Below are 23,635 nucleotides of genomic sequence, written 5' to 3' on the forward strand. Positions count from 1 at the left end.
CATGGTAAAGCGGCTCATTTTAGCGTCAATTCGTTGGTATCAGCGTCGTGGCGGTTCGCGCCACTTCTTTAATACCGAATGCAATTTTGAGCCGTCCTGTTCGCACTATACTTATCAGGCCATTAGCCAACACGGTACCTGGCGCGGTATAAAGCTTGGTGTCGCGCGCATGAAGCGTTGTAACGACCCTGACTGCGTTCATAAAAAACATGATCCAGTTCCTTAAATGAGGTAGCCCTTATGTCTTACGGAATGTCTTCTGAACAGTTGCGCGATGAAGAAGAAGCTCTGCGTAACCAAATACGCGAGCTGACACCTGAACAGCGAAAAGAATACTACCGCCTTGAAGGTCAGAAAATTAAAGACCCTGACACTTACGCGGTACTGAACTGGTTCATTATGGCCGGTTTACATCACTTTTATTTAGGCAACGCGCAGCGCGGGGTTATTAATCTGTGTGTCATGCTGGTTGGTCTGGTTTTCTTACCTTTCTTACCTATCGTCGGGGTTATTATTCTTGTCGGCATTGTCATTATTGAGCTGCCGCAATTGTTTAAGTCACAACAAATTGTTCATGCTTACAACAATAACGTTATGCGCGAGCTCATTCATAAAGTTAAGTCAGATAACGCCTGAACGGCTCTTCATAAGAAAACGCGCCAATGTCGTGGTAGTTCACGTGCTTAATGGCGGTAAGCGCTTGGTCACAAAGTGGCGCCGTAACCTAGCGGGTAGTCAAAGTGCGTGCGCTGACGAAAGCCACTTCGGAAGTCGACAACTTCCTGCGACAAATTCAGATAAGTACTCTCACCAAGCAGCTGTGTCGCCTTTGTAGCGAACTTCACTGGTATTAATCACCAGTCCAGCTCCTTGTCCTCCGCAGGTTTCACGTGCCTTTTACCGCTCGTCCGTTTCTTCTGCTTAGTGCTACTTTTGAGCAGTTGCACAGGAGAAACGCCCTCGTCCGGGAATGCGGCCAGTAAATTGTCGATATGACCCAAAGCCTGGAGAATAGCGACATAAGTCGGTAAGGTGCTTTTACCACCCTCAGCGGATTTAACCGCATTCAGTGAGACATTAGCTAAGGTAGCTAAGTCCTCCTGAATTAAGTCCTGATTCAACCGATACTGCCTGACTCGCTGACCAGTGATTGCTGAAACACGATCAGAATCCATATAAAGAACCTTAAATAGACTTTAAACTGATAATTAGGGTTTAGCAGACTATTTAAGGGTCGTAATTAAATTAATTTAAAAGCCTTTATATGAGCTGCATGAATCGCCCTCTTCAAAATCTATGCAGTAACTGACAAATATCTTCCCCGTCCGGCATGTAAATTTGATGATTTGATTCATTTCCGTTTAAACCACCTTTGTGGCACGATATCGAAAGGCTTTTTAATACACTTCACAGTGCTCGCACTAGCATGAATCGCCAAGATAATACTTACATGCGTTGATACTAAGGATTGGTCAAATGATACGCAAGAAGCATCCAGATGTACTTAGAGTGGTTGAATACGTTTTAGACAAGGCGTCGCAGAATGAAACGTTCAGCGTGCAGTCAGCAACTAACAGCAAAGAGCTGAATGGAATAAGCCGATATCATCTCGCCCGGATCATGCGTGATATCTGCCTCGACCCAGAAGATGATGGCAGCCTTGCGAGATATACCACAGTAGATAATAACAATACCGATAATATTTTTTGTCATTGGCAGTTAAATGCAAATGCGTACTTCAGCTACTTGTCATATAAATCAGTTCAAACCGCCAAGATAGCTTTATGGGTCTCATCGGCTGCTTTAGCGGTTGCAATCGCAGGTTTAGCTTTTAATAGCATTGGCGCATTTAGCTGAAAGTATCCGTTGAAACAAATAAGACTAAATTTCTGCCGTAAGAATAAGAAGTAATGGCAGAACTGAAAGCCACCAATAGAACTAGACTCTAAAATTATTAAGCACTACTCAACAATCGAACTATCCGTACTTTTTCATTCGACACTACCGAGCAAAATTAAGGACAGGAGATAAGGATAATGACACAACAAGAGGTAAGCTGGAAAGGAAAACACGTTTACAAAGTTCGAGATCAGCGATCACCTGTCTTAATTGATGAACCTGAATCAGAAATATTAAGATCTGAAGTAGAGCCTTGGTTAACAGCCCTATTTCAAAGCGAACATTTAGGCTTATTGCTCGGGGCTGGCCTACCTACAGCATTGCATTTTTTGGCCAAAGGCGATGCTGGTGCGGGGATGGAGAGAATGCCTTTGTCAGCTTTTAGCGACCAAATAGGTAAAGCCACCACCGAAAGTGCAAAACGTGCGGGAAGAGGAAATGCCAACATTGAAGACCAAATCAGGGTATGTAACGAGCTGATTCGGGGGCTGGAAATCTATGTCACTACCGATGTTTATGGCTCTGGCAAGATTCGAAAGGAGCTTCAAAAACTAAAATCTGAAGTTGCGCATGGATTAGCTTCGTTTGCAAACAACGTACTTCGCAGCGAGCACAATGTTATTAATGCGGCAAACTCTGAAGTCGCAGCCGAGTATCTAATGAACTTTTTAGTGAGCTTTTCAAGTCGATCTGCTACCAGAGAGCGATTAAACCTTTTCACGACAAATTATGACCGTCTGATAGAATATGGAGCTGAACTCGCTGGAGTCAGACTAATAGACAGGTTTGTTGGCACGATAAACCCTGTATTTAGGTCATCTCGGGTTGAGGTCGACATGCACTACAATCCTCCGGGAATAAGAGGTGAACCAAGATACCTCGAAGGCATAGTGCATTTCACAAAACTTCATGGTTCGTTAGATTGGGCAGCCAAAGACAACGTGATAAAAAGGTTTGCACTGCCCTATGGAGCATCTGACATAACCCAATATACTAGGGACAATCAAATAAATTTAATGGTCTACCCTAATTCTTCAAAAGATAGAGAAACTTCAGAATACCCCTACGTTGAAATGTTTAGAGACCTTGCTGCATCTATCTGTCGAGCCAATTCTACCTTAGTCGTATACGGTTACAGCTTCGGAGATGAGCACATAAATCGCGTGCTAGTGGATATGCTGTCTATTCCATCCACACATTTAGTGATAATTAGCTACGATGACGATAGCGGTAGAGTTCAGAACTTCTATGCTCAGGCGAAACGCCCCGCACAGATTTCTCTCTTAATAGGCAAACATTTCGGTGATCTTCAAACTCTCGTTGACAATTACCTCCCAAAGCCTGCCATAGATAGAACCACTATAAAAATGGCCGACTTGCTCAAGTCTCGAGGCTTAGCTCAGTTCGATAGTAAACATAATGAGAGTGAGGACAAAGCATGAACATTTCACCGATAGAACACTCAGCATCACTACGTATCGGATCAGTTGAATTTGTCTCTCCCGATGAAATAAAAGTTGGGCTCGATTTGGACGCTCCAGACGGTATCGCCGCTAATGCTGGGACACCTCGGGCCTTTCCCAGAATTAACAGTTATGTACTCATTGCAACCGAGTCAGGATTTATCGTGTCTCAAGTGGAATGGATAGCTGTCGAGAAGTCACCATTCCCAAAGCGCAAAGGCTTTCAGGATTACGGGTTAATAGATTTACCTTTTCCATTAAGAAAAATGAAAGTCAGTCCGCTAGGGTTACTAAAGTCTGATGGAAAAAATTTTAAATTTAGACGAGGGGTTCAAGCTTTTCCAAGCGTTGGTGAACCCGTTTTAATACCTACAGATACTCAGTTGAGAGCCATCGTAGAATCAGGCGATAATAGACGAGTAAAAATTGGCACGAGCCCAATTGCAGCGAACGCTGATGTATGTATTGACCCAGATCGTCTGTTCGGACGACATTTAGCTATTTTAGGTAACACAGGAAGTGGTAAATCTTGTTCTGTTGCTGGCCTCATACAATGGTCACTTGAGTCAGCAAAGGCGAAAGTTGAACAAGATAATCAGAAGCCCAATGCAAGGTTTATAGTACTCGATCCCAACGGAGAATACTCAAAGGCTTTTGGCGATCAGGCGCGAGTATTTAAGGTTGGAGATGAAGTAACCCCTTTACAAGTGCCACTCTGGTTTTGGAATAGCGCCGAGTGGATTTCATTTACACAAGCTAGTCCTAAAGCTCAAGCGCCTCTACTGAAAAGAGCACTTCGGGCTATGAGAAATGAACAGTTCGAATTGTCTGAAGAAATAGATATTTCGGTGCGGAAGTTCTTAAGCACAATATTGATTAGTTCTAAACATGAACGGTCAACAGGAGCCCCTTGGGGCTCTTTTCCTAAGCCCAAAGGATTCTATGAAAAAATTTGTAAATGGACAACAAGTGTAGAGTCGCTAAAAGGCTTATTGGAAGGGACAGATACTAGGCTGGATGATTTACTAACTACACTTGATAATTATCAACAAGCGAGATCAGGTCGACACCCGACATACGAGTCCGACTTAAATGAAGTTAATCAACTAATCGACTCTATAACGACTGCATTTAATGAATTTGGTGGTTCTGAAAAAGATTTGCTTCCCAAGAGTGAAGATACCCCCTGTATTTTTGATGGTGATGTTTTCGTTTCTTATCTGGAGTCCCTTGCACAAGAAACTGGGAATGAACAATTCGTAGAATTTTTGTTAACCCGCATAAGAACCATGCTTGCGGATACTCGTATGAGCGAAATTATTGGGGATAACGAGAGCATATCGCTTGCGGATTGGCTTAATACTTATATCGGTGAAGATAATGCACAAAATGGATGTGTTACAGTAATAGACCTCTCGTTGGTTCCGGCTGATATCACGCACATAATTACCGCTGTAATCGCTAGAATGACATTTGAAGCCCTTCAAAGATATCGTAAAGTAAATAATGAGACACTGCCGACAGTTCTAGTGATGGAAGAGGCACACACGTTTGTCAAAAGATATAAGGAAGATACCGAAAATCAAAATGCAGCAACCGTTTGCTGTCAGGTATTCGAAAAAGTAGCCCGTGAAGGTAGAAAGTTTGGACTTGGATTGGTTTTGTCATCTCAGCGCCCCTCTGAGTTATCGCCAACGGTATTATCTCAATGCAATAGCTTCCTTCTACATAGAATAAGTAATGACCGAGATCAGGAATTGGTACATCGACTAGTACCGGATAACTTACGGGGCCTCTTAAGAGAGCTACCATCTCTGCCCTCGCAGCAAGCAATTCTTCTGGGCTGGGCATCTGAACTACCAATAGTAGTCAAAATGAATGATTTAGATAAACACCAACGGCCTCATTCTGACGACCCTGATTATTGGGACGTTTGGTCTCGCCTAAAAGATAGATCTATCGACTGGGCAGGAATTGCTAACGACTGGCAGCACGTCGACGATGATTGGGATTCTTAATTCCACATCGGAAAGTAAAAAGCCCACACAAGGTGGGCTTCACTTTTAAACGGCTTATTTACGGTAAACGACTTATTTATTCCCATTAAACGACTTATTTCATGGAAATAACCACCAAAAAGCTTACCGGTACTCTTCAATGCTCGGACACGAGCACATCAGGTTACGGTCACCAAATACGTCGTCAATGCGGTTAACGGTTGGCCAGAACTTGTCGTAACCAACGGCTTCAACCGGGTAGGTTGCTGTTTGACGGTCGTATGGGCGGTCCCATTCGGCGTCGGTAATGTCGGCCAGTGTATGCGGTGCATTTACCAGTGGGTTGTTGTCTTTTGGCCAGTCACCAGATGCGACTTTATCGGCTTCGGCTTTAATGCTCACCAAGGCTTCAATAAAGCGGTCCAGCTCAGCTTTAGACTCAGACTCGGTCGGCTCAACCATAATGGTACCCGCTACCGGGAAGCTCATGGTTGGCGAGTGGAAGCCATAGTCCTGCAGGCGCTTAGCCACATCAATTTCGGCAATACCGGCGGCGTCTTTCATTGGACGCAAGTCGATAATGCACTCGTGCGCGACACGGTTGTTGCGGCCACGATACAGAATTTTGAAGTGCTTACTCAGCTTCTCAGCAACGTAGTTGGCGTTCAAAATAGCGGTTTCTGACGCTTCACGTAAGCCTCGTCCGCCCATCATGGCAATGTACATCCATGAAATGGTCAGAATGCTGGCACTACCAAACTGAGCAGCAGATACCGCGCCGTTGCCTGCTTTAGGGCCTTGGATATTAATCACCGAGTGGTTTGGCAAAAACTCAGCTAAGTGCTGCTTCACACCAATAGGACCCATACCAGGGCCGCCGCCACCGTGCGGAATACAGAAAGTTTTGTGCAAGTTCAGGTGCGACACGTCCGAGCCTATGTAACCCGGTGAGGTTACGCCAACCTGTGCGTTCATGTTGGCACCGTCCATGTAAACCTGACCGCCGTAGCTGTGAACCAGGTCGCAAATTTCCTTGATGCCTTCTTCGTACACACCGTGCGTTGACGGGTAAGTCACCATAATGCACGACAGGTTATCGCCCGCTTCTTCTGCTTTGGCTTTTAAGTCGTCCATATCCACGTTGCCGTGCTTGTCACAGTCAACCACCACCACTTTCATGTTGATCATTTGCGCAGAAGCCGGGTTAGTACCGTGCGCAGAACTTGGAATTAAGCAGATATTGCGGTGCCCTTCGTTGCGACTCTCATGGTACTTCTGAATAGCCAGCAAGCCAGCGTATTCGCCTTGCGCACCCGAGTTCGGTTGCATAGACATGGCGTCATAACCGGTAATATCCAATAGCCACTCAGACAAGGTGCCGACCAATTCCTGGTAGCCTTGTGCCTGTTCTACCGGGCAGAACGGATGCAACTGACCAAACTCAGGCCAGGTGACCGGAATCATTTCAGCGGTCGCATTCAGTTTCATGGTGCACGAGCCCAATGAAATCATGGAATGGTTCAATGCTAAATCTTTGTTTTCCAGTTTCTTAATGTAACGCAGCATTTCGGTTTCTGAGTGATACTCGTTGAATACCGGGTGCTGTAAGTAGTCTGACTGACGTACCAACGCCGCAGGAATCGACTCGACATCTCCGCCCGCAACACGGCTGTCCAAGACGTCAATGTCCAGACCGTGGTTATCACCAAATAACACGTTAAACAGCGTTTCAACATCGTCACGCGTTTTCGCTTCGTCCAGGCTGACGCCAAATACGCCCTCGCCGTCAACGCGCAGGTTAATGCCAGCAGCTTTAGAGCGCGCTAACACGTCGGTCGCGTTGTCTTTCATTTCGAACGTTAAGGTGTCAAACCAATGGCTGTTGACCAGCTTCACGCCTTTGTCCTGCATACCTAAGGCGACAATGTCAGTCAGGCGGTGAATGCGGTTGGCAATACGGCGCAGACCTTGTGGACCGTGATACACAGCATAGAAGGACGCCATGTTCGCCAGCAAAACTTGCGCGGTACAGATGTTTGAGTTCGCTTTTTCACGGCGTATGTGCTGCTCACGCGTTTGCATAGCCATACGCAATGCCGGACGTCCGCGAGAGTCTTTAGAAACCCCAATAATACGACCTGGCAACGAACGCTTAAACTTGTCACGAGTTGCGAAGAACGCTGCATGAGGACCACCGTAGCCCATCGGCACACCGAAACGCTGAGCGTTACCGAAGACCATGTCCGCACCCATTTCGCCCGGTGACTTCAGCATTAACAGGCTCATTAAGTCAGAAGCAACGGCGACAATGGCTTTTTTCTCCTGCAACTCACCAATTAATTGTTCGATGTTGTGCAGCTGACCTTGTTTGTCCGGATATTGCAGTAACGCACCGAAGACATCATGGTCGGACGCTTCGCGCGCAGGACCAACAATAATGTCAAAGCCGTAATACTCGGCACGAGTTTTCACTACGTCGATGGTTTGCGGGTAAACATTGTCCGCAATAAAGAACGCATTGGCCTTTTTATTCTTCGACACGCGCTTGGCCATAGCCATTGCTTCGGCGGCGGCAGTGGCTTCGTCCAACAATGAGGCGCTGGCTAAATCCAAGCCGGTTAAGTCCATGGTCATTTGCTGGAAGTTAAGCAGCGCTTCTAAACGGCCCTGCGCAATTTCCGGCTGATACGGGGTATACGCGGTATACCAACCCGGGTTTTCCAACACGTTACGTAAAATAACGTTCGGTACAACGGTGTCGTAGTAACCCATACCAATGTACGAGGTGAAAATTTCGTTTTTCTGAGCAATGGTTTTCAGGCGAGCTAACGCCTCACGTTCCGTTTGCGGCTCACCAACTTGCAAGAACGGTTCGCGCAATATCGCGCCAGGCACCGTGTCTTTGGTTAAAGCTTCTAAAGAATCCACACCCAGCTCTGCCAACATGGCTTTTTGCTCTTCAGCACTTGGGCCAATGTGGCGACCGATGAACTCATCGTGGTGTTCTAATTGCGTCAGGGTAGTACTGCTCATTTAACTCAGCCTCGTACATTTATCGATAGTAAGAAACAACGAACCCCGGTTAATTTCCGGGGCTCAGGACGCTTAGTCATTGGTACAAAGTCCAATGGCTTAGTCTTCGTCTATTGAAGCCTCGTAAGCGTTTGCGTCCAATAAATTTTCAAGTTCACTGCTGTCATCCGCTTTAATACGGAATAACCAGCCGTCGCCATAAGAGTCATTGTTGACTGTTTCCGGCGCGTCTTCTAAGTCTTCGTTAATAGCGACAATTTCACCCGTCATTGGTGCGTAAATATCTGATGCCGCTTTTACAGATTCAGCGACAGCAATGTCGTCGCCTGTTTCAACTTTGTCACCAACATCTGGCAACTCAACGAAAACCATGTCTCCTAACAGCTCTTGCGCATGTTCAGAGATACCAACGGTAAAGGTGCCATCACCTTCGTCGCGCACCCACTCGTGAGTTGATGCGTATTTCAGATCGGCTGGAATATTGCTCATAATGACTTCCTGTAGTTCAAAATCGTTTATTGTGATGAAACAGAATTATAAAACAGATTGACCGTTTCGCACGAAGCCCGGTTTGACGACCTTCACCGGTACTTGTTTCTTACGCATTTCAACGTCTGCGGTATCACCCACTGAAGCAGGAACACGCGCCAATGCGACCGAGAAACCAAGTGTAGGCGAGAATGTACCAGAAGTGATGATACCTTCGCCACCCTCAACGGTCACTTTTTGACCGTGACGAAGCACGCCTTTTTCTTCCATCACCAACCCTACCAGCTTGTCGTGCCCTTCGGCTTTCTTCTGTTCTAATGCTTTACGGCCAATAAAATCTCGGTCTGCCGGCTCAAATGCCACACTCCAGCCCATGTTAGCTTCCAGCGGCGTGATATTCTCGTCCATGTCCTGACCATACAGGTTCATGCCGGCTTCCAGACGCAGAGTATCTCGGGCGCCCAAACCACACGGAGCAACGCCGGCTTCCATCAGCTGCCCCCATAGCATTTCGACCTGCTCAGCAGATACTGCAATTTCGTAGCCTTTTTCGCCGGTATAGCCCGTGGTAGCAATGAAGTAATCGCCAACGTCTTTACCCACAAAAGGTTTCATGCCGTCAATTTCGGCGTATTGTTCGCTTGAAAGTACTTTCTGAATTTTCTCAGCCGCGTTAGGACCTTGCAGCGCAAGCATGCCCATATCGTCACGTTCTTTCGTGGTGACATCAAAATCGGCAGCGACTTTTTCAATCCATGCTAAGTCACGGTCACGAGTGGCTGAGTTCACAACCATACGGTAAGACGTTTCTGAGAAGTGATACACGATAAGGTCATCAATAACACCGCCGTTTTCGTTCAGCATGCTGGTGTATTGTGCTTTACCTTCGGTTTTTAGCTTGGCCACATCGTTAGCAAGCAGGTAACGCAAAAACGCCTGAGCTTGTGGGCCTTCGACGTCAACAATGGTCATGTGAGACACGTCGAAAACACCGCAGTCACGGCGTACCGCGTGGTGCTCTTCAATCTGAGAACCATAGTTCAGCGGCATATCCCAGCCGTGAAAGTCGACCATTTTGGCACCAGCTTTTACGTGTGCATCGTACAGTGGCGTTTTGCTACCCATAACGCGTTCCTTATCTGTTCACTTTATGTGCGTGTTTATGGGCGCAAATTATAGGCGTGATTGACTTAAACTTAAAATCAATAATGCTTATAATGGTATTAATTTTTTAAATATCAAATACTAAGTTTATAAAGTGAGCCAATGAAGCATTTATCCTTAGAGGCCCTACGTAGTTTCAGTGCTGTTATAGAGCTGGGCAGTATGACGCTTGCCGGCGAGCGCATGGGGCGTTCCCAACCCGCTATTAGTCTGCAACTGAAAAAACTGGAGCAGCAACTCGGCGTTGAGCTTCTAACCCGAGAAGGCAACGGCTTTGCGCTGACTCCTGACGGCGATGTACTATTCGATTACGCACAGAGAATGTTGGCACTGAATGATCAAGCCTGGGCGCAGTTTGAACCTCAACAAGTCAGTGGTAAAGTTCGGTTAGGTATCACCAGTGAGTTCGCCTCCAGCTTGTTACCCAAAGTTCTGGGCCAGTTTGCCCAGGTATACCCGCAGGTTACGTTGCAGGTAACCTCTGCGCTAAGTAAAGACTTACTGTCAGGACTAGGACAACAGTTCGATATTATTCTGGCACTGCGCGAGCAAACCAATAAAAGCGACGTTTTAATTCAACGCGAAGAGTTAGTTTGGGTAGGGTCTTCAGCGTTAATAGAGCAAACCAGTCTACCGTTGGTTGTCGCACCGGAAGGCTGTATCTATCGGCGTCGCGCCGAGCAAAGTTTGCAACGCATACGCCAGCCTTATCGAATTACCTACACCAACACAGACTTTTCCGGGCTGACAGCTGCTTTAAACAGCGGGCTTGGCTTAACTGTTCTGGCGAAAAGCACGGTGCCTGACAATGTATCTATTATTGACACACTCGCTAACGGGCAAAGTTTACCAACGCCGGGCTCTGTTAATGTCATTATGCGGCTGGCAGGTGGTGCTTCCAGCGCGGCTTCTCAACTGGCAGATTACTTAAAAGCGAGAATTTAGCCGCGCTCAACAACCACGTCTACAGGCTCTTTCAAATAGGCGTTGCCATGGCGACGGAGGCTGGCTTTTAAGTCATCCTCGGAATTAAGGCCGGTGTCAGTGCGCCCGTCCTGGTAATGCACGGAAAAAGGCTGGTTGAATGGCCTTGTGCGAACAACGTCGTACAGCTCTTTCATTGTGCAGCAGGTGACTGTTTGGGCGGTATTCACTTGGTTACTGGACATAACTCACCTCGTTCATCGAGTCGGTACAGGTTTATCCAGTCGTGCTGGAACAGTTGATTAAAGTCACTAGCACCTGTCAGTGCTTTTTGAATGATGTCTTCGGTAGCTTCAACAATAACTTGCAAGCGCATAGGTCGGTGCACAAAGTCTTTTCCGTCGTGAACAGACTGCCAGGCTAAGCCTTGCCGCAAGTCGCCACCGTTACCCTCAAACACGCCAATGTCGTTAGCCACACGGTTATGCAGTAGCTTGTTGCCGCTGCCTAACTGTTTCGGGTCAGTGACAGAGCAGTAGTACTGCCAGTTTATCCAGTTAGCGACCAGGCCCGGTGCGCTAAATAATTGACTCAACAAAGCACCGTTCAGGTCATTGTCGCTGTAGTAGTCGTGCAAAAAGTTGCTGCCTGAGGTGTCGGCGGATGCTAAACGTTCAGAGCGCCCGAAGAATAATGTATTGTTGTCAGCAAGCCCCCACTCCGGACGTAATTCAGCCCAGTGACTGGAGCGCTTTTTACGGGCTTTAAACGGTTCGCTGCTGTTATTTACAAGTGACTCACTGGCGGCATTAAAGGTTCGTTTTACCTCTCCCGGCACGGCGTCGGACAGCCAGACAATGCGGTCTGTTACCGTTTCATGCAGGGCTGAATAGAACCTCGTTTTCGCTGGAATATCGAAGCCTCGCTCACGTAAATGCTCGCGAATAGTGGTGTCATTGAGCAAACCTGTTAACACGCGAGCACTCAAAGCCCCTGTCTGACCACCGCACGCACCACAGTTAAGACCGGCACGCTGCGCGTTATTGCTGTGGTGCGAACCGTGCCCAACCAATACGACATGCTGACCAAATGCCTGAAATTGCATACCAGCTAAGACTTGTTCACAAATAGCAACTAATGCGTCGGTCGACACCTCTCCATCGTCGTTACACACCGTCGCTTTGGCATGTGCATCGGCGGTTGCTATCTTGCCGGGTACACCCGTCAATAAAGACTTGAGTTTACTCAAACCCAGGGCTTCAACCCCACTAAACATAGACACCGGTGTGTTAAATAAATTTGCCAGCAGCGAGGTCACGCTTTGCTTTTGTTCCGGTGCTTGTATGTAATAAGACGGCTGCAGCAATCCCGGTACATGCGGGGTGCTGCCACTTCTGGTTTTTAACGCCAGTGGCACACCGAAAAATCCGGCAAAACCTTTGGTCTGAGTGTTTATGCTAAGTGCCTGCCCCGCTTTTTCCAGCGCTCGGCGGTAACGCTCTGAGCGCACATCAATACAAAATACCGCCTGAATTTCAGGTGCTTTTGACGGCTTAGCATCCTCTGCGCTGGTAAATTTGAGACGAGTCGCCTGTGAGCGTTCGTATGCGCCCTGCCACTTCCAAAGTAGTTCGTTGTATTGTTGAGCGTACCCCACCCAGCCTAAGCAGTGCTCAAGCTGTTCGTTGAAGCTGCTTTTTAACTGCTCATGCACGGATGTATTCGTACGCTCAGCCAAGTGCCACAGCAGATACTCCCAGGCTAAACGAATACACAGCAGATCAAACACCCACTGGCTGTCCTGACGAGCGTCCTGATAGGAAAGTGCAGCCGCCCAACCCCACAAGTCACTGATAAGTGCCTGGCAATAACACTGCAACGCATAATCCGATGCGTCAGTCAGAAAACTCGCCTGACATACTTTAATTAGCTCGTGAGGGTCATCGGGAAGTTCCGCAAACAGCTCGTTCAGGTCAGCCTCGTCCATCAGCGTTTCAATACCACGGTCAGCCCTCGAAATGGTCAGCCAATGACTGTATAAAGAGCTGTCGCTGCCCTCTTCCTGAAAGCGCTTGGGGAACTGCATAAACAAGCCACAAGTCTGGCTAATTTGCAGAACAACCTCTTCGTTCCAGCGCATTTTACGGCTGCGCTGTTGATATTTATCGACTAGACGACTGAGGTTCTGCCACTGCGGGATGGGCGTGATAATACTAACGCGCTGTTGCAGTTGCTCGACCATTTTGTCGGTCACGTGCTGTTTGTCTATGTCATTCTGTTGCCACTTTTGCCAATAAAATTCAGGGCTCATCAGTAAGCGGCTGCCGGCGCTGTATCGCCAGTGCGCAGCAACGTCCTCTACCGGTTTATTGCGGTACTGCCAGAATGGGTTCACGGCTATCCATTGAGATAGCGGCCACTGAGGAGCAACAGACTGGCTCACTTGCTCTGCTATGGACACAAAACGGCTGACTGAAATCATGATAGCCCCTCTTTTTTACTGCGGCGCTGATAATACTCAATGGGGTGACTTGGCCATAGCCACAGCACAAAGCGGGTAAGCCACTCGTCCAGGTACAAACCAGCGTTCAGGGTAATAAACCAACGTTGACTTAAGCTGTGCGACGGCGTGTGGTGCACCAGCCAATAGGTAAAAGCAAATGCGTTGAAAAGTAGCGCAATAAAAGGCTCCAGCCAGACGCTAGTAAGCTGTTGAGGCTCTATTATTTGTTGCGCCAGCGCTCCAAGAACAAGATATGTCGCGATAGTAAGCACTGACACACCGAGTCGCAGTAGCGGTTGATAAAGGTTCATCCATATTGTAGTAAGCGCCATGGCGAGTAATGCCGACGGCAGCCATTTCGGATCGTTGAGCCACCACCAACACGCCGCCGCAACAATGACCTGAAACGCGATAAAAATTAAACCGACACGCCATAATGAGCGAGCTTGCGGCTGTTTTATTATGGCAACTTCGCTGACCGACAGAAATGCGTGCGCTTTGTAGACCGAGTGTGCGATTAAATGCAGTAATGCTAAGTCATAATAGCCCAGACCAATTTCCAGCAGCATGAGTCCCATTTGTGCGCAGGTAGACCAGGCTAAACGGACTTTGATGCTAATGCGTGTAGCCATAATAAGAGCGGCGAAACAGCAGGATGCAGCAGAAACTATGCAGAGTAACCAAACTGCGGGGGCGCTATTGCTCCAAATAGGTGTTGTTGTGAGTAGCAAAAAGCCACCAAGGTTAATGATACCGGCGTGCAGTAACGCGGATACCGGTGTCGGCGCTTCTACCACTTGAATGAGCCAACCATGCAATGGCAGCTGGGCGCATTTTATAAGTGCTGCCATGACCAGACAAAGCCCGGCAATGTGTTGAATGAGCTCAAGCTCGGTGTTGGTTGCGGTGACGCTTTGTAAAATGGTGTCGAGTTGTAAGCTGCCGGTGTGCAGGTACATAAGTAACAACCCGGTGCCGAGAAAGGACTCCGAACAGCGAGCCAAAATGAATTTTTTATGCGCGGCAAGCACGGCGCGGTCACGTTCTGGATAAAACATGAGCAGGCTGTGCAATTGGAGACTGATTGCCATCCAGGCGGCGAAAAAAACGATGATGTTATTGCTGACAATGAGGACAAGAACGGCTGCCAGGCAGCCAATAAGTTTGGCGATAAAAGCACGGCGGCGCGGATCGAGCCTGAAGTTGGTTCTGGCATAGTTAGTGACCACAAACGCCAAAACACCGACGAGTACGAGTAACACTGGGCGTATGCCTGAAAATGTAAGCCATTCTGTCAATAACACGTCGTTGGTACCTCGTTTGGAGGGCTTTATGTTGTAACGAATTATCGATGGTTTATTGATGTTAAGTAAAATAGATATATATTATTATTTCGTTCTGTTTTTATGAATAATGGTTTGCGATATGAACTACAAACATTTGTTTTATTTTTGGCACGTGGCGGAAAGCGGTCACTTGACGCAGACGGCGCAAAAGCTGCATGTGTCGCAGTCGGCGTTATCGGCGCAAATTAAGCAGTTAGAAGAGTGGTTTGGTACACCCTTGTTTGAGCGTCAGGGGCGCCAGCTAGTGCTGACTGAGGCCGGTTATATTGCACGCCAATACGCCAGTCGAATTTTTCACGAAGGCGAAAGTTTGATAAAGCAGCTGAAGCATGGCCAGGCCGGTGATGATGTGGTCATTCGTATTGGTCATGCATCGACGATGTCGCGCAACTTCGTTGAGGCCTTTATTAATGATTTAGTGCATCAGCAGAAGGTAAATTACCGATTGCACTCGATGACGCCCGACCAGTTGTTTAATGAATTAGCGAATCATCAAATTGATATTGCTTTGGCAAATACGAACGTGCGCGGCAGTGACAAACAACTTTGGCAAAGTCGGTTATTAGCCCGGCAGCCGGTCTCGGTTATTGGTCCTGTCGGCCGGGATATTGAACGGCTAACGTCAGAGGCTTTGGTGGGGCAAAATTGGGTGCTTCCTCCTGAGAATATGCCGCTTCGCTCAGCATTTGACATGCTCAGCGCGGAGTACAATTGGCAACCTCGAGTGCTGGCGGAAGCTGATGATATGGCAATGCTTCGTCTGCTCGCCCGCGACACGGGCGCATTAGCAGTCATTCCAGACGTTGTTGTACGTGACGAGCTAACCGGCGGCCAGCTGAAGCGCTACCTGACGTTACCTAACGTCTTCGAGCACTTCTACGCTATTACCCTGAAACGCCCCTTCGAACACCCCATGGTCGCTCAACTGCTGCAGCGATTTGGGTGATTCGAAGGGCACTCCTTAACCGAGGTGTTTGCGGGCGTTGCGGAACATGCGCATCCATGGGCTGTCTTCGCCCCACTCGTCGGGGTGCCAGCTGTTAGCGACGGTACGGAAGACCCGTTCAGGGTGCGGCATCATTGCGGTAACGCGACCGTCTTCGCTGGTGACTGCGGTGATACCTTGTGGTGACCCATTCGGGTTTGCCGGATATTGCTCGGCCACTTCGCCCCAGTTGTCGATGTAACGCAGTGCAACTTGAGCGTTTTGCTCTAACTGGCTTTGTTGCTGTGCATTAGCAAACTCGGCGCGCCCTTCACCGTGTGACACGGCAATTGGCATACGAGAACCGGCCATGTCACCAAGGAACACCGACGCAGATTTTTGTACTTCCACCAAGCTGAAGCGCGCTTCAAAACGTTCGCTGCGGTTGGTTACAAAGCGTGGCCAGTGGTCGGTACCCGGAATGAGTGACTTTAACGTCGACAACATTTGGCAGCCGTTACATACGCCCAGCGCTAGCGTGTCGTTACGCCCAAAGAAGGCTTCAAACTGTTCGCGAGCACGGTCATTAAACAGAATAGACTTTGCCCACCCCTCACCGGCGCCTAACACGTCACCGTATGAGAAGCCGCCGCAAGCTGCCAGCGCTTGCATGTCTTCTAACGACACGCGACCGGCTAAAATGTCACTCATATGAACATCTACCGCTTCGAAACCGGCACGGTCAAAAGCAGCCGCCATTTCATAATGCGAGTTCACACCCTGCTCGCGCAGAATCGCCACTTTAGGCGCCACACCTTTGGCAATATAAGGCGCCGCAATGTCTTCAGAAGGATCGAAGGTTAAATCAGCCTGTAACCCGGGGTTATCAGCACGCTGTTTCAGACGGAACTCTTCATCGGCACACACAGGGTTGTCACGCAGACGCTGCATTTGATGCGTGGTCTCAGCCCACACCGTGCGCCAATGCGTGCGACTTTGTGCCAGTACTTTCTGACCATCGCGGGTAAAGACAATTGCGTCTTCATTGGTTGGCTCACCAATGCGTTTTACACAGTCGCCTAAACCGGCTGCTGCATAGGCATCCATGACGTTTTGATACTGCTCGTCGCTCACTTGAATAACCGCGCCCAGCTCTTCGTTAAAGAGCGCCGCCAGGTTATCCGTACTTGAGTCATCAGAGCTCAGCTCGTCGAGAGTGACATTCACACCACAATTACCGGCAAATGCCATTTCAGCCACAGTGCCAAACAAACCGCCGTCGGAGCGGTCGTGGTAAGCCAGTAAACGCCCTTCGGTCACCAACTGCTGCGTGGTGTTGAAAAACGCTTTGAATAAATCAGTGTCGTCGAGATCTGGCGTCTCTTTACCCAGTTGCTGATAAACTTGCGCCAATGCCGAGCCACCCAGACGGTTCTTTCCACGACCTAAATCAATAAGCACCAGATGCGACTGACCTTTGTCGGTGCGCAACTGCGGCGTTAATGTTGCGCGAATATCATTAACGCGGCCAAAGGCTGTAATAATTAAGCTTAACGGTGCTGTAACGGCCTTGTCTTCGCCGTCTTCCTGCCACTGGGTTTTCATCGACATGGAGTCTTTACCCACCGGAATGGTAATGCCCAGTTCAGGACACAACTCTTCACCCACCGCTTTTACCGCTTCGTATAGCCCGGCGTCCTCACCCGGGTGACCCGCTGCTGACATCCAGTTCGCCGACAACTTAATGCGTTTCAAGTCGCCGATGTCAGCCGCAGCAATATTTGTTAGTGATTCAGCCACCGCCATACGTGCTGAAGCGCCAAAGTTCAATAAAGCCAGCGGTGTGCGTTCGCCCATGGCCATGGCTTCACCGTGATAGCTGTCATAACTCGCGGCGGTTACCGCAACATCCGCTACCGGAATTTGCCAGGGGCCTACCATTTGGTCACGAGCGACCAAGCCAGTAACACTGCGGTCACCAATGGTAATTAAGAAGGTTTTCTCAGCAATAGCCGGTAATCGCAATAAGCGGTCTGCAGCGTCATTAATATCGACACCTTCTAAGTGCAAATCGACACCGTTAGCTTGTTTAGTCTCGACGTCGCGATGCATTTTCGGCGGCTTGCCGAGTAGAATATCCAGCGACAGGTCGATAGGTTGATTTGAAAACTTAGCGTCATTGAGCAGCACTGTAAGCTCTTCGGTAGCTTCGCCAATGACCGCGTACTCAGCACGTTCACGTTCACAAATAGCTTCAAAACGCGCAAGGTTTTCCGGCGCAATGGCAATAACGTAGCGCTCTTGCGACTCGTTACACCAAATTTCCAGTGGCGTCATACCCGGTTCGTCATTCGGAATGTCACGCAGCTCAAACTTACCGCCACGACCACCGTCGCTGACGAGTTCCGGCATAGCGTTCGACAAACCACCAGCGCCCACATCATGAATAAACGCGATAGGGTTTTCGGCGCCTAGCTGCCAGCAGCGATCAATCACTTCCTGGCAACGGCGTTCCATTTCCGGATTTTCACGTTGAACAGAAGCAAAGTCTAAGTCTTCGGTCGACTCACCTGATGCCATTGAAGAGGCTGCGCCACCGCCCAAGCCAATGTTCATTGCCGGGCCGCCTAGCACAACTAACTTCGCACCTACCGGAATGTCGCCTTTTTGGACGTGCGTTTCACGGATGTTACCCATACCACCGGCTATCATGATGGGCTTGTGGTACCCGCGCATTTCCCGACCATTATGGCTGTCGACGGTTTGTTCGTAGGTACGGAAATAACCAGTTAAAGCCGGACGACCAAATTCGTTGTTGAACGCAGCCCCGCCCAGCGGGCCTTCCAGCATGATATCTAACGCAGAGACAATACGCGCCGGCTTACCGTAGTTTTCTTCCCACGGCTGCTTGAAACCCGGAATGTTCAGGTTAGAAACACTAAAACCAACAAGCCCTGCTTTAGGTTTCGAGCCCACGCCGGTAGCGCCCTCGTCACGAATTTCACCACCAGAGCCTGTCGCGGCCCCGGGGTAAGGAGAAATAGCCGTTGGGTGGTTGTGCGTTTCCACTTTCATGAGAATGTGCACCGGTTCGTGGCTATAGCCATAGCTCATGCTGTCCGGTTGCGGATAAAAGCGACCGGCTTCGTGACCTTCCATAACCGCAGCATTGTCTTTGTATGCTGACAGTACGTAGTCCGGTGTCGTTTCAAAGGTGTTTTTAATCATTTTGAACAGCGATTTCGGCTGTTCTTTACCGTCGATAGTCCAGTCGGCATTGAAAATTTTGTGACGGCAATGCTCTGAGTTTGCCTGAGCAAACATATAAAGCTCGATGTCGTTTGGGTTACGCTCAAGCTTTTCAAAATTCTCGACAAGGTAATCAATTTCGTCGTCGGCTAATGCCAGGCCCAAACCGATGTTGGCTTGCGCTAAGGCTTCGCGACCGCCCGCTAAAATATCCACTGATGACAGCGGTTGCGGTTCTTGGGTGCGGAATAATTGGGATGCGTCATCCATGTCGTACAGCACACTTTCAGTCATGCGGTCGTGCAACAGTGCTGCGGCTTGTTTTAATTCTGCCGCCGATAAATCGCCTTTTAGGTAGTACGCTGTGCCGCGCTCGACTCTGTGTATGCTTTTTAAACCGCAGTTGTGGGCAATGTCAGTGGCTTTTGAAGCCCACGGAGAGATAGTGCCTATACGCGGAGTAACCAGAATAAGTGCGCCTTCTGGCTCATGCGCCGGTAGTTCCGGGCCATATTTAAGCAGTTGCACCAGGACCGAGCGATGCTCTTCAGTTAGGTCATTATGCAAATCAACAAAGTGTTGATACTCGGCGTAGAGCTCTTCAACCGGTAAACCGGCTTGTTTCAGTTGCTCGAGTTGCTTCGTTGTTTTAAAGGCTGATAAGGCTGGTGCACCGCGGTAGATTTCCACAAGCAAGGTCTCCAAAGCTGGGCGATTTTTGCTGGCGGATTATACAGTAAAATACCGGGGGTTGCACCTCGTTACTCGACCTTAGGTCGGCCTTCTTTTTGAACAATGCGGAACCATTTTTCACGGCGTTCAATGATGCGCTGGCGGCGCTTGCGAATGACGGCACGGCGGCGGGAGTTGTTTTCGCGTCTGAGGCGGTTGGCTCGCATAGACTTAGGCCTTTATTGCGTTGAAAGACCTTTTCAGCTTACCTTGCCGCCCCAGTTTTTTGCAATAATTTTATGCAGACGGTTTCTTAATAACTAAGGTACCCGCCATGATGTCATGTAAACCTTGCTTTTTATCGGTGAAGGCAATCATGATGAAACCAATCATCAAGATAAGTGCAGACACAATTTTCCCCCAATAACGGCCATTGGCGCGGCCGAAGCCAATTTGCTGGCCATTCAGGTCGGTGACTTGTAAGCCCAGAATTTTCTTGCCTGGTGTCGCCATCCAACCGGAGATTTCGAAAATAGTGAAATATAGCCATTGGCCAATAATGCCGATAGCGTAACCAATGCCGCCAGCCACCATTTCAATATCACCCATGGGTGAGCCTGCCGCGCCCATGAAAATGCCGACGAAAATTCCGATAATAACGCCAATAATAGTTAAACCTAGCTGCGTAATAATGGTGTCGATAATAGCTGCCGCCAAGCGCAGCCAGAAACCGCCGTGATTAAATTCCATTTGTTGCTCCTTGTTGTTAATTTTGCGTTAAGATGCCTTAAGTGAACGCTCAAGTCAATACGCTTGCGTCGTATAGGCTAATATGGAAAGATCCGCCGCCAACAAAGGAAAGGGTGTGTTATGAACGAGCTCGACAGTGATGTTTGGTACGTTATTCGGACGAAACCTAAACAGGAAGAACGCGCTGCATTAAATCTTGAAAATCAGGGTTTTGAAGTATTTGCGCCTAAGTTAACGGTGAAAAAAATTCGCCGCGGCGTGCGCACGTCTGTTGTTGAGCCTATGTTCCCGAATTATTTATTTGTGAAGCTAGACGATATTATCGAGCAGTTTTATAAAATACGCAGTACCTATGGTGTGGCTGGCGTATTGAGGTTTGGTAACAATATTCCCAAAATTCCACAGCAGTGGGTCGACGAAATGAAAGGCGTTGACGAGCTGACAGATGAACAGGCCCCGAAAGTGGGTGATAGCGTCGAAATTCAGCAAGGGCCGTTCCGTGGCTTCCTTGCCAAAATTGTTCAGCTTGACGGCGAGTCACGATGCTTCGTCATGCTCGAGTGGATGCAAAAAGAAGTTAAAGCCAACTTCAGTTACAAAGAGCTTCAGTTTAAGTAACGCTTTTGCGTCGCACCAACCAAGCTATTGGAACCAACAGCAGTAACCAGGCAGCATTACCGCCGCTACTTCCTGACGAAGCTTCAGTGACAGTAAAGCTGGTTGTTGCTGTTTCGCTGTTACCTTCTGTATCACTCGCTGTCAGTCGGTATTCATAATCGCCGGTTGACAGACTACCTAATGACGCGGAGGCAGTATCACCTTCATAATTGACGTTAGAAACACTGGTTTCACTACCGTCACTGTTTAGCCTAACTACCTCAATGCTGGATGCATCTAAGTTTCCGTCAGCATCAGTCACCGTTGCAGTTAGCGACACAGTTTGTCCAGCGATAGTATTGCTTGCTCGGAAGCTTCGTATAGTGGGCGCAATGGCTCTTGGTTCCACTGTCAAAGACACGTTAATGCTGCCACTACCGTCGCTAAAGTTCACTTGTAGCGGTACGGACAACGCCTGGTCGACGGCCGGTGTTTCACCAGTTAATTGAATATGACGCTCGCCTTCAACGGCCGGCTCAACTTCTGCTGCGGTAAAGTTTTGAATAACGCCGTCGGTGTCGTCCACCGTAATAGCAACGTCCTCCGGTACATTATAAACGCTAATCGCAGAGTCCAGCGTCATAACCTCTCCAACACGTTCACCCTGGCTGACAAATGCTTGTGCGGCACCACCTGTCATGCTGTCAGGATCAATCCATAAACCGCTGGAAACGGAGAAGTCCGGTGCCTCAGTATTCACTACTTTTAACGGCAGATGATATGGGTTGTGAACATTGTCTTTGTCCAGGCCGGCACTAATATCAGCCAGTGACTGTTTAAGGGTTACTGTCATTGTTCGAGTAGTACCTGAGCCGGTTACTTCCCAGCTGAACCATTCAGCCGCATTGTCGATGCCGACTTGCTGACTGACGGCGGTGCCACTGGCCGTTACCGGAAGCGCAAACTGAATGGCAGAGTTGTCAGTGGTTTCATCAGAAAGCTCAATCGTAACCTGTGCCTGATCACCGGCTTCAACCAGGCTGAGAACATTATTATTCAATAAGAGGTAGTTCGCTGATGCGTCGGTGTAGTCACCACTAAAGCTGGCATTGCTAACAAAGCGCCAGCGGGCCGCGTCAGGATTGAGCTGATCAATGGCGATAACACACAGATTGTCAAAACCACCACCTGCTGGCGTCACAGCACCATTGGTGTTAACTGCCTGACTAGACGCTGTGTCTAAGAGCTGCTGTTGGAATATCTCTGACAGTTCTTCACACGCATTAGAGTAAATGGCGTAGTTGTCCGCACCCTCAACTCTCGGCCAGGTAAGTGTTACCTCATCATTTTCTGAACGAGTGACTTGCATACCCGCCACATTAGTTCTTGAGCTATTGTTCGACCAAATAACGCTGCTGCGCTGGGCGGCTAAGCTGGCATTGGCGGCGTCAATTTCAGACTCGGCTTTTCCTAACGGTAAGCCATAGTTGATGTCGACGAGGTCCGGGCTTGAAAATGCGGCTTCACTGAAACATTCACCAGAGCTAAATTCACTGCGGCAAACCGAGCCGTATGACATAGTTGTGAAAAAGCGACCCTCGCCTTCAATGTAGCCATAAGGGATATGATTATCAAACTGTTTGCCGTCCCCACCACTCGAGTTATCAGCTAAAGTATAACGATCGTGTTTTAAGCCAAAATTGTGCCCGACTTCATGGGCAACGGTGCCGCTCCCCATGCAATCTATAGCGGTATAGCCAGCATTTGAGCCGCCACTGACAAAGTTCACTCGGTTATCACTGGTGTTAAAGTCGGACGCCCTGAACGCAATACCACATAGGTCGGGGTTTTCAGCACCGACAAAATGCACCACGTCAGCTTTGTAGCGATCTATCAGTCTTATTACCCGCTGATCATCGATAAGCTCATCCAGTATGGTATCCGGGGTTTCATTAGGAAAGTCGGTTGTGCTCTCCGGTCTGAAAGGCTCCAAGCCAGCCACAGTCATAGAGATAGGAAGGTTTGATCGCTCAAATATCTGGTTACTTGTATCTACCGCACTTTGGACAGCCAGCTCTAAATCGTAATTGTTCTCCTCGGCGTACCCTAACAACCGGTCATCATAGATAAACAAAACATCGAGTGAGTTATCAAATAACTGAACTTCATCCGCTGGAGCGGCCGATTTTTTGATGGAGTAAGACTTCTGAGGCAGAGCTTGTGCCTTCACGCTCGTTGGAGTCTTTCTCTCAATTCGAGGTTGTTTAGGCTCTGCCGGCGGTAAGCTGGTGGTTTCTACTACCGTTTTTCCCTTTACCGTGCGAATAATCACGGAGCCCGCTTTTGGGTGAGTGATTGAAATGAGCTGGTTGTCACCTCGTCGGTGCATAAAACCGAGGTGCTGGGTATCACCACTGGCCGTTTCAAAGGTCAGACGGTAGCTGCTTTGTGAAGAAAGCCGCTCTGCGAGGGTCGCTTCAATGGTTTCGTCGTTGACGTCGAGTTGAATCGCGTCTCCCAGGCTTTGAGCCCAGGTAAATATTGGTGTTAGAGCGACGAGTACGGCAGCAGCTATTTTTTTCATGTTATTGACCCTTTTAATATCGCACCTGACGTAAGTAACG

General features: G+C 48.6%; 20 protein-coding genes. 8 read left to right on the forward strand and 12 right to left on the reverse strand.

What is annotated here, in order from left to right; translation table 11 throughout:
• The first annotated feature begins 1 nt into the window (after window position 1).
• Entirely contained in the window at window positions 2–226 is a 225-nt protein-coding gene (gene yidD / locus CWI73_RS05670; RefSeq protein WP_126751915.1) for a membrane protein insertion efficiency factor YidD, read from the forward strand.
• 14 nt (window positions 227–240) lie between these two features.
• Entirely contained in the window at window positions 241–636 is a 396-nt protein-coding gene (locus CWI73_RS05675) for a TM2 domain-containing protein (protein WP_241968841.1), read from the forward strand.
• A gap of 68 nt (window positions 637–704) precedes the next feature.
• Here the strand turns inward: CWI73_RS05675 and CWI73_RS12500 are convergent, their stop codons facing one another.
• Both CWI73_RS12500 and CWI73_RS05680 read right to left on the reverse strand, forming a co-directional pair.
• Complete coding sequence (locus CWI73_RS12500; protein WP_157980628.1) at window positions 705–845, reverse strand: hypothetical protein; 141 nt, start codon at window positions 843–845, stop codon at window positions 705–707.
• Between the two features lie 9 nt (window positions 846–854).
• Window positions 855–1,175, reverse strand: a complete 321-nt coding sequence (locus CWI73_RS05680) for a helix-turn-helix domain-containing protein (protein WP_126751916.1) — start codon at window positions 1,173–1,175, stop codon at window positions 855–857.
• A gap of 301 nt (window positions 1,176–1,476) precedes the next feature.
• On the opposite strand from CWI73_RS05680, the gene CWI73_RS05685 reads away from it, so the two are divergent.
• The 3 genes from CWI73_RS05685 (at window position 1,477) to CWI73_RS05695 (ending at window position 5,380) form a co-directional block, all read left to right on the forward strand.
• Window positions 1,477–1,857 (forward strand): hypothetical protein, encoded by a 381-nt coding sequence (locus tag CWI73_RS05685; protein WP_126751917.1) that lies wholly within the window; start codon window positions 1,477–1,479, stop codon window positions 1,855–1,857.
• A 179-nt stretch (window positions 1,858–2,036) separates the two neighbouring features.
• Window positions 2,037–3,341 (forward strand): SIR2 family protein, encoded by a 1,305-nt coding sequence (locus CWI73_RS05690; RefSeq protein ID WP_126751918.1) that lies wholly within the window; start codon window positions 2,037–2,039, stop codon window positions 3,339–3,341.
• The gene (locus tag CWI73_RS05695; protein ID WP_126751919.1) at window positions 3,338–5,380 is read left to right on the forward strand and encodes an ATP-binding protein; all 2,043 of its coding nucleotides are present in this window, start codon (window positions 3,338–3,340) and stop codon (window positions 5,378–5,380) included. The genes CWI73_RS05690 and CWI73_RS05695 overlap by 4 nt, the downstream gene beginning before the upstream one ends.
• 123 nt (window positions 5,381–5,503) lie before the next feature.
• Here CWI73_RS05695 and gcvP read toward each other — a convergent pair whose 3' ends face one another.
• The 3 genes from gcvP to gcvT form a co-directional block, all read right to left on the reverse strand.
• Window positions 5,504–8,392: an aminomethyl-transferring glycine dehydrogenase gene (gene gcvP, locus CWI73_RS05700; RefSeq protein WP_126751920.1), complete on the reverse strand. Its 2,889-nt coding sequence runs from the start codon at window positions 8,390–8,392 to the stop codon at window positions 5,504–5,506.
• Between the two features lie 99 nt (window positions 8,393–8,491).
• Window positions 8,492–8,881: a glycine cleavage system protein GcvH gene (gcvH, locus tag CWI73_RS05705; RefSeq protein ID WP_058576034.1), complete on the reverse strand. Its 390-nt coding sequence runs from the start codon at window positions 8,879–8,881 to the stop codon at window positions 8,492–8,494.
• A gap of 45 nt (window positions 8,882–8,926) precedes the next feature.
• The gene (gene gcvT / locus CWI73_RS05710) at window positions 8,927–10,006 is read right to left on the reverse strand and encodes a glycine cleavage system aminomethyltransferase GcvT (RefSeq protein ID WP_126751921.1); all 1,080 of its coding nucleotides are present in this window, start codon (window positions 10,004–10,006) and stop codon (window positions 8,927–8,929) included.
• Between the two features lie 141 nt (window positions 10,007–10,147).
• Here gcvT and CWI73_RS05715 point away from each other — a divergent pair, with 141 nt between their 5' ends.
• The gene (locus tag CWI73_RS05715) at window positions 10,148–10,990 is read left to right on the forward strand and encodes a LysR family transcriptional regulator (RefSeq protein WP_058576032.1); all 843 of its coding nucleotides are present in this window, start codon (window positions 10,148–10,150) and stop codon (window positions 10,988–10,990) included.
• Here CWI73_RS05715 and CWI73_RS05720 read toward each other — a convergent pair.
• Genes CWI73_RS05720 through CWI73_RS05730 form a run of 3 tightly spaced genes read right to left on the reverse strand, consistent with a single transcriptional unit; the run spans window position 10,987 to window position 14,776 of the window.
• A complete protein-coding gene (locus CWI73_RS05720; RefSeq protein ID WP_126751922.1) occupies window positions 10,987–11,214 on the reverse strand; it encodes a hypothetical protein in 228 nt (75 codons plus the stop codon). The two genes, CWI73_RS05715 and CWI73_RS05720, sit on opposite strands and share 4 nt — an antisense overlap.
• Entirely contained in the window at window positions 11,196–13,451 is a 2,256-nt protein-coding gene (locus CWI73_RS05725; RefSeq protein ID WP_126751923.1) for a putative inorganic carbon transporter subunit DabA, read from the reverse strand. The genes CWI73_RS05720 and CWI73_RS05725 overlap by 19 nt, the downstream gene beginning before the upstream one ends.
• The gene (locus tag CWI73_RS05730) at window positions 13,448–14,776 is read right to left on the reverse strand and encodes an NADH-quinone oxidoreductase subunit L (protein ID WP_338033527.1); all 1,329 of its coding nucleotides are present in this window, start codon (window positions 14,774–14,776) and stop codon (window positions 13,448–13,450) included. Before CWI73_RS05730 ends, CWI73_RS05725 begins: the two co-directional genes overlap by 4 nt.
• A 121-nt stretch (window positions 14,777–14,897) precedes the next feature.
• Here CWI73_RS05730 and CWI73_RS05735 point away from each other — a divergent pair, with 121 nt between their 5' ends.
• Window positions 14,898–15,764, forward strand: a complete 867-nt coding sequence (locus CWI73_RS05735) for a LysR family transcriptional regulator (RefSeq protein ID WP_126751925.1) — start codon at window positions 14,898–14,900, stop codon at window positions 15,762–15,764.
• A gap of 15 nt (window positions 15,765–15,779) precedes the next feature.
• Here CWI73_RS05735 and purL read toward each other — a convergent pair whose 3' ends face one another.
• The 3 genes from purL to CWI73_RS05745 all read right to left on the reverse strand — a co-directional run bounded on the left by purL (window position 15,780) and on the right by CWI73_RS05745 (window position 20,414).
• Window positions 15,780–19,682, reverse strand: coding sequence for a phosphoribosylformylglycinamidine synthase (gene purL / locus CWI73_RS05740; protein ID WP_126751926.1), 3,903 nt, complete (start codon window positions 19,680–19,682; stop codon window positions 15,780–15,782).
• A gap of 71 nt (window positions 19,683–19,753) precedes the next feature.
• Window positions 19,754–19,891 carry a hypothetical protein gene (locus tag CWI73_RS12505; RefSeq protein ID WP_157980629.1) on the reverse strand — a complete coding sequence of 46 codons (138 nt, stop codon included), beginning with the start codon at window positions 19,889–19,891 and terminating at the stop codon, window positions 19,754–19,756.
• Between the two features lie 70 nt (window positions 19,892–19,961).
• Entirely contained in the window at window positions 19,962–20,414 is a 453-nt protein-coding gene (locus tag CWI73_RS05745) for an RDD family protein (protein ID WP_058576027.1), read from the reverse strand.
• A 120-nt stretch (window positions 20,415–20,534) separates the two neighbouring features.
• Between CWI73_RS05745 and rfaH the strand changes: the two genes are divergently transcribed.
• Window positions 20,535–21,032 (forward strand): transcription/translation regulatory transformer protein RfaH, encoded by a 498-nt coding sequence (gene rfaH / locus CWI73_RS05750; protein WP_053954460.1) that lies wholly within the window; start codon window positions 20,535–20,537, stop codon window positions 21,030–21,032.
• Here rfaH and CWI73_RS05755 read toward each other — a convergent pair.
• Window positions 21,025–23,595 carry a zinc-dependent metalloprotease family protein gene (locus CWI73_RS05755; protein ID WP_126751927.1) on the reverse strand — a complete coding sequence of 857 codons (2,571 nt, stop codon included), beginning with the start codon at window positions 23,593–23,595 and terminating at the stop codon, window positions 21,025–21,027. The two genes, rfaH and CWI73_RS05755, sit on opposite strands and share 8 nt — an antisense overlap.
• Window positions 23,596–23,635 lie beyond the last annotated feature (40 nt).

The organism is Idiomarina piscisalsi, assembly GCF_003987095.1.
GTDB lineage: Bacteria > Pseudomonadota > Gammaproteobacteria > Enterobacterales > Alteromonadaceae > Idiomarina > Idiomarina piscisalsi.

Coding starts and splice junctions, on each gene's coding strand:
- yidD (WP_126751915.1), top strand. CDS start 2: ATGGTAAAGCGGCTCATTTTAGCGTCAATTCGTTGGTATCAGCGTCGT.
- CWI73_RS05675 (WP_241968841.1), top strand. CDS start 241: ATGTCTTACGGAATGTCTTCTGAACAGTTGCGCGATGAAGAAGAAGCT.
- CWI73_RS05680 (WP_126751916.1), bottom strand. CDS start 1,175: ATGGATTCTGATCGTGTTTCAGCAATCACTGGTCAGCGAGTCAGGCAG.
- CWI73_RS05685 (WP_126751917.1), top strand. CDS start 1,477: ATGATACGCAAGAAGCATCCAGATGTACTTAGAGTGGTTGAATACGTT.
- CWI73_RS05690 (WP_126751918.1), top strand. CDS start 2,037: ATGACACAACAAGAGGTAAGCTGGAAAGGAAAACACGTTTACAAAGTT.
- CWI73_RS05695 (WP_126751919.1), top strand. CDS start 3,338: ATGAACATTTCACCGATAGAACACTCAGCATCACTACGTATCGGATCA.
- gcvP (WP_126751920.1), bottom strand. CDS start 8,392: ATGAGCAGTACTACCCTGACGCAATTAGAACACCACGATGAGTTCATC.
- gcvH (WP_058576034.1), bottom strand. CDS start 8,881: ATGAGCAATATTCCAGCCGATCTGAAATACGCATCAACTCACGAGTGG.
- gcvT (WP_126751921.1), bottom strand. CDS start 10,006: ATGGGTAGCAAAACGCCACTGTACGATGCACACGTAAAAGCTGGTGCC.
- CWI73_RS05715 (WP_058576032.1), top strand. CDS start 10,148: ATGAAGCATTTATCCTTAGAGGCCCTACGTAGTTTCAGTGCTGTTATA.
- CWI73_RS05720 (WP_126751922.1), bottom strand. CDS start 11,214: ATGTCCAGTAACCAAGTGAATACCGCCCAAACAGTCACCTGCTGCACA.
- CWI73_RS05725 (WP_126751923.1), bottom strand. CDS start 13,451: ATGATTTCAGTCAGCCGTTTTGTGTCCATAGCAGAGCAAGTGAGCCAG.
- CWI73_RS05735 (WP_126751925.1), top strand. CDS start 14,898: ATGAACTACAAACATTTGTTTTATTTTTGGCACGTGGCGGAAAGCGGT.
- CWI73_RS12505 (WP_157980629.1), bottom strand. CDS start 19,891: ATGCGAGCCAACCGCCTCAGACGCGAAAACAACTCCCGCCGCCGTGCC.
- CWI73_RS05745 (WP_058576027.1), bottom strand. CDS start 20,414: ATGGAATTTAATCACGGCGGTTTCTGGCTGCGCTTGGCGGCAGCTATT.
- rfaH (WP_053954460.1), top strand. CDS start 20,535: ATGAACGAGCTCGACAGTGATGTTTGGTACGTTATTCGGACGAAACCT.
- CWI73_RS05755 (WP_126751927.1), bottom strand. CDS start 23,595: ATGAAAAAAATAGCTGCTGCCGTACTCGTCGCTCTAACACCAATATTT.